Here is a 5,388-nt window from a genome sequence, read left to right on the forward strand (position 1 = left end):
CCGCCGATCGCTGCAAACGGCACGTTGCAGAAGATGAGCGCTGCAAGGCTGGCATTGCCGAACATCAGGTAGAGCAGGGCAAAGATCACGACGAGCGAGATGGGCACCACGACATAAAGGCGCGCCATCGCGTCCTGCAGGTTCTTGAAGCTGCCGCCCCAGGACACGGTGTACCCCGGCGGGAACCTGACTTGCGTATCGACCGCGTGTTGTGCAGCGAGGACGAAGCTGGCGAGGTCGCGTCCGCGCACGTTGGCCTGAACGAGGATGACGCGCTTGCCTTCCTCGCGCTCGATGGTCGACGGTCCTGGCTCCATGCGAATGTCTGCCACCTCCGACAGCGGCACGGCCCGGCCATCGCCATTGCTGATGCGTAGCTCGCTGATGCGGGTCACATCGTCGCGATCCTTCGGTTGCATGCGTACCCGGATATCGAACTGGCCTTCACCGTCGACAATCGTCCCGACATTGCGGCCGCCCAGCGACTGGACGAGATCGAGCACCTGGCTCGCATTCAATCCGTATCGGGCCACCGCGTCGCGCTTGACGATGATACGCAGGTAAGGCTGGCCAATCGTCTGCTGCGCCTCGACGTCTGCCGCGCCCGGCACCCGCGAGATCACGGCCGCAACCCGCTCGGCGGTATCGTGCAGCGTTTGCAGATCGTTGCCATGAATCTGTACGGCAACATCGGCCTGGACGCCCGCGATCATGTCGTCCATGCGCATCTGGATGGGTTGCGCCCAATCGAGCGTCAGGCCTGGGACGGCGCGATCCAGCGCCGCGGAGTACTCGGCGACGAGGCCGTCCTGGGTTTGCGCCGTCTTCCACTCGGACTGTGGCTTCAACATGATGAAGGTGTCGCTTTGCTCCACGCCCATCGGGTCGGTCGGAATCTCCGAGCTGCCGCCGAGCGTGACAGCGGACTGCACTTCGGGAAAGCGCATCAGCGTGCGTTCGACCATGGTTTGCGCCTCGACCGCGGACGGCACGGAAATGCCGGGCAGCTTCGTCGTCGTAACGGTCAGTGCCCCTTCGTCCAGGCGCGGTAGAAATTCAGCGCCCAGCCTCGTGGCGGCGAAGGCCGCAACAGCGAGCAACGCGACGGCGAGTCCCATCGTTAGCACAGGTTGTTGCGCGGCGCGCGCGAGAATCGGCTCATAGCGCAGGCGCACCCAGCGAAGGATGCGACTCTCGCGCTCTGCGACCTTGCCGCGCAGCAACAGGCTCGCGAGCACCGGCATGACCGTCAGCGTGAGGACGAGCGACGCGAGCAGCGCGAAGATAACGGTCATCGCCATCGGCCGGAACATTTTGCCTTCAATACCCTGAAGGCTCAGTATCGGCAGGTAGACGGCCGTGATGATGAGGACGGCGAACGTCACAGGCCGGGAGACTTCTTTTGCTGCCTCCAGCACGAGCGGGCGCAACGGCTGATTGGGCGCTTCGGAACGCCGCCGCACGACGTTTTCGATCATCACCACCGCGCCGTCGACCAGCAGGCCGAAATCGATCGCGCCGAGGCTCATCAGATTGCCCGACATCCCCGTACCGTACATGGCGATGACGGCGACGAGCATCGACAGCGGAATCGCCGTGGCGACGATCAGGCCTGCGCGCGCATTCCCAAGCAGCAAAAGGAGCACCGCGATGACGAGCACCGCACCTTCGACCATGTTGTGAGCGACCGTATGCAATACCCGGTCCATCAGGTCCGCGCGGTTATAGTAGGGCGCAACCTCGACGCCGGGGGGCAGCGTCTGGTTGATTTCCTTGATCGCGTCCTGCACGCGCTGTGCGACGACGCGCGTGTTTTGCCCGATGCCCATCAGCACGACGCCGACGACGGCTTCGCCTTTGCCGTCACGCGTGACCGCGCCGAGCCGTGGCATGGGCGCTTCGTCGATATGCGCCACGTCATGAACGTAAAGCGGCGCGCCGCCCGCAGCGGTACGCAGCACGATGTTGCCGATGTCGGTCGTATTACGCAGCAACCCCTCGCCGCGGATGATCGATTCGCCGCCGTTGTGCTCGATGGTCGCGCCGCCCGTTGCGCCGTTGTTAATCTGCACGGCATTGAAGATGTCGCCGACCGACAGGCCGTAACGTGTGAGCGCATTGTCGTCCACCTGCACTTCGTACGTCTTCAGGAGGCCGCCGTTCACATTCACGTCGACCACGCCTTCCACCTGGCGCAGCCTTGGCGCGATCTGCCAGTCGAGCAATGTGCGCAACGTCATCAACGACTGGCCGTGGCCACGTACCTCGAACTGATAGATCTCGCTCAGGCCATCCGACAGCGGCCCCATCTGCGGCGCGCTGGTGCCGGGTGGAAGCTGTATTGTCTGCAACCGCTCACCGATCAGATTACGGTCGAGGTAGAGATTCGTATTGTCGGCGAAGCGCACGTAGATCACTGAGAGACCGTAACGCGAGATCGAGCGCAGGCTTTGCATGCCCGGCAAGCCCTGCAGCGCGAGCTCGACAGGCGCCGTAATCGAGCGTTCGACATCAACGGGCGCGAGGCCGGGTGCCTGGGTCGTCACCAGCACCTGCTGCGGCGAGATGTCCGGCTCGGCATCGAAAGGCAACCGTTGCATGCTGTATAGCCCGCCGACAATCAGCACGGCAACGAGAATTAACACGGCGGCGCGATTGCGCAGTGCCGCCTCGACAAGTTTGGTAATCATGGCATGCGCTCGCGAATCAGCCTTCGTCGGGAATGGTGCCCTTCATGAGCGCGGCCTTCAGCCAGTAGCTGCCGTCGGCGACGACGGACGTGCCCGCCGCGAGGCCACTGAGAATCTGCGTCATGCCGTCGGTGGCGTAGCCGGTGCGAACCGCGCGCCACGTGAAACGGCCGTTGCCGGAAGGGATGAATACGGCTGTCTGTCCATTCACGTCCTGGAGCGCCGCGTCGGGCACAAGCATCGTGTCCCGACCGAGCGGCGCCTGGATCTCGACCGTGCCGAACATATTTGCGCGGAGTGCGCCATCGCCGTTAGGCAACTCGCAGCGGACCGCTACGGTGCCGGTGTTGGTGTCGACCTGGTCGGCGACATCGATGACGCGGCCGGTGAACTGTCGATCGCCGTACGCATCAATGTGCACAAGCACTGTCTGACCCGGGCGTACTTCTGCGGCATCGCGCTCAGGGACGTTGGCTTGCACCCACATTGTCGAAAGATCGACCAGCGTCACAATCGGCGACGACGTGTCGACGATGTCGCCGGCGGCCGCACCTACGCTGCTGATCACACCGTCGAAAGGCGCGACGAGCTCACCCAACGAATCGCCCGGGCTCAGTCGGGCCGTTCCGATGTTTCGACTCGCCGGGGCGCCGATCGGCATCAGGCGCTGCTGCATGCCCTGCCATTTCTGCAGGTCTGCTTGCCGCGACTTCAGCATGGCCAGTGCATTGACCGCAGCAGCACGGCGGCGGTCGAGCTCGCTCTGCGCGATACCGCCTCCAGTGACGAGCTCGGTGCCGCGCTGCAGTGCTGCATTGGCCGCATCGGCTGCAGCCTTCGCATCCGCCACCGCGGCGGACGCACTTGCGACCTGACTACGCACGTCGCTCAAATCGAACTCGTCCAGCGTGGCGAGCCGTTGTCCCGCGCGTACATGGTCGCCCGCGGCGACATCGACAGCAACGATTCTTGCCTTTGAAGGAGAGCCTGGCTGCGCGAGCCGCTTCGCGTTGAATGCGACAACGCCGGTAGCGGCAATCGTGTGCACACCCGGCCGAAGCTGCGCTTTCGCGAACTGCAACTTGACGTTCGCGAGCGCCTCGGGCGATAGGTCAACGGTATTGGGCAACGGCGGAGCCTGATCGACTGCCGTAGCTGGCAGCGCTGACCCGGTAGCCGCGGGGGAAGTCCGCGAGTGAAGGGAAAGCAGGGCACCGCAAAGAACGAGGATGCCCGCTCCCCCGACAGACAGCTGCAGACGCTTGCGATGGCGAATGTTCACGAAAGCTCTCGATGGTTGAACAAACGTTGGGACGCTGAGGTATGGCCACGGCTTCTCTCAGTACTGGAGAGCACATTGTCGTGTTGCGAGTCTGATTGCGATGTGGCGGGAAGATGTCATTTCGGACATCTTGGGAAGGCATGCGCAGAATGCGCCGTTGGCTTGCCGACGAAGCTAACGGAGCGTTGCGAGAAAGGGATGACGCGTGATTGCGCTGAACAGCGACTCAGGATGTCACGCAGTAGCGGAAGGAAAGTAAAGCGTGAAGGTCGTCAAGCCGGCGCGGCTCACGACGTCGACCCGGCCACGATGCAACTCCATGATCGATCGTACAATGGCGAGGCCCAGCCCCATGTTTTTCGCCGACCCTTGCCGCGCAGAATTGACACGATAAAAACGGTCGAAGATCTTGCCAATATGTTCCGGCGGAATGGTTTGGCCGTTGTTCGTGACTTCAACGGCGACGTAGTCGCCAGAGCGGTAGGCGCGCAGCGCGATCGCCGATTCGGTGTCGGCATGCGCAAGCGCGTTCGATACCAGGTTGCTAAGGGCGCGCCGAAGCATCGACGGATCGGCGCGAACCTGGATTGCGCCGTCGATGGCGAAACGGACGCCGTTGTTCTCGGCCACTCCTTCAAAGTAGGAGGTGAGCCTTGCAAACTCTTCATGACAATCGAGTAGGCCCAGCCGGATCGGTTCCTTTGAGTGGTCCGCTCGCGCGAGGAACAGCATGGTCTCGATCATCCGTTGAAGGCGCTGGCATTCTTCGATGTTCGAGTCGATAAGCGCTTCGTATTCCTCGGTGGATCGCTCGCGCGAAAGAGTGATTTCGGATGCGCTGATCATGTTGGCGAGCGGCGTGCGCATATCGTGTGCCAGATCGGACGAGAACTGCGAGAGTCGCGCAAATGCACGTTGAAGCCTGTCGAGCATCCGGTTCACCGGAACCGCGATGTCATGGAGTTCGACGGGACCACCGCTTAGATCGAGGCGCTCGCCAAGATTGTGGGCTTCGATGCGGGAAATTCGTTGGCCGATGGTTTTGACCGGGGACAATCCCCGCTTTGCGATGGCGTAGCCAAGCAGACCCATTAGCGCGGAACCACCGAGGAGCACGAGCCATACATCGCCTTGATACTCGCGCAGCACGGAGTCGCGCGTCGTCGCTTCATGTGCGAGCAGCACGCGTACCGATTCACCGGAAGGCAGCGTTGCATCGCCGAATATGCAGCGCGAAGGCCCGACGGACGGGGGAGAGCATGAATAAGGTTGCCGTTCTGCGGGACTGTCTGGCCCGATCGACCGCAAGCGCTGGTCCCGCCGGGCCGAGTCGGCCAACACCCTTCCATGACCATCCAGTATGGCGAATGAAATGGCGGGATGCGTGAGCAATTCCTCTCGAAACAGGTCGCTATT

General features: G+C 62.8%; 3 protein-coding genes. All 3 read right to left on the reverse strand.

Features of this window, described 5'->3' with window-relative positions; translation table 11 throughout:
- On the reverse strand, positions 1-2,690 hold a 2,690-nt coding region (locus QOC89_RS01500), incomplete at its 3' end, for a CusA/CzcA family heavy metal efflux RND transporter (protein ID WP_323043397.1).
- A 16-nt stretch (positions 2,691-2,706) separates the two neighbouring features.
- Complete coding sequence (locus tag QOC89_RS01505) at positions 2,707-3,819, reverse strand: efflux RND transporter periplasmic adaptor subunit (RefSeq protein ID WP_323043398.1); 1,113 nt, start codon at positions 3,817-3,819, stop codon at positions 2,707-2,709.
- Between the two features lie 387 nt (positions 3,820-4,206).
- On the reverse strand, positions 4,207-5,388 hold a 1,182-nt coding region (locus QOC89_RS01510; RefSeq protein ID WP_323043399.1), incomplete at its 5' end, for a heavy metal sensor histidine kinase.

Source organism: Paraburkholderia sp., assembly GCF_034668105.1.
Classification (GTDB): Bacteria; Pseudomonadota; Gammaproteobacteria; order Burkholderiales; family Burkholderiaceae; genus Paraburkholderia.